At 76.2% G+C, this 386-nt stretch carries 1 protein-coding gene; it reads left to right on the top strand.

Going from position 1 to position 386, the window contains the following annotated elements; genetic code table 11:
• Positions 1-386: choice-of-anchor P family protein (locus AC5RWQ_RS30735; protein ID WP_494286089.1), on the top strand; the 386-nt coding region annotated here is incomplete at both ends.

Genomic DNA, 386 nt, shown 5'->3' with positions numbered 1-386 from the left:
GACCGTCACCGTCGGCCACGGCGTCGAGTCCGGCCGCGCCATCGACCTGCTGCGCGCCACCGCCGCCACCGCGAACGCCACCACCGGCCCGGACAAGGCCGAGGGCGTGGCCCGGATCGCCGGCGCCGACCTGCACGTGCCCGGCCTGCCGCTGCTGTCCGCGGTCAAGCTGGACGCGGTGACGTCCACCGCGACCTGCCAGGTCGGGCACCGCCCGACCGCCTCCTCGCACCTGGTGGGCCTGACGGTGCTCGGCCGGCGCACCGAGCTGTCGGCGGTCGGCACCACCAAGGTCGCCGTCCCCGGCGTCGGCGAGGTGGACCTCGAACTGACCGACGCCGTCACCACCTCCAGCACCGCAGCGGCCACCGCGCTGCACCTCAAGC

This window comes from Micromonospora sp. BS32 (genome assembly GCF_059089345.1).
Note: the sequence above shows the minus strand (reverse complement) of the source record. Positions and strands in the feature narration are given on the sequence as shown.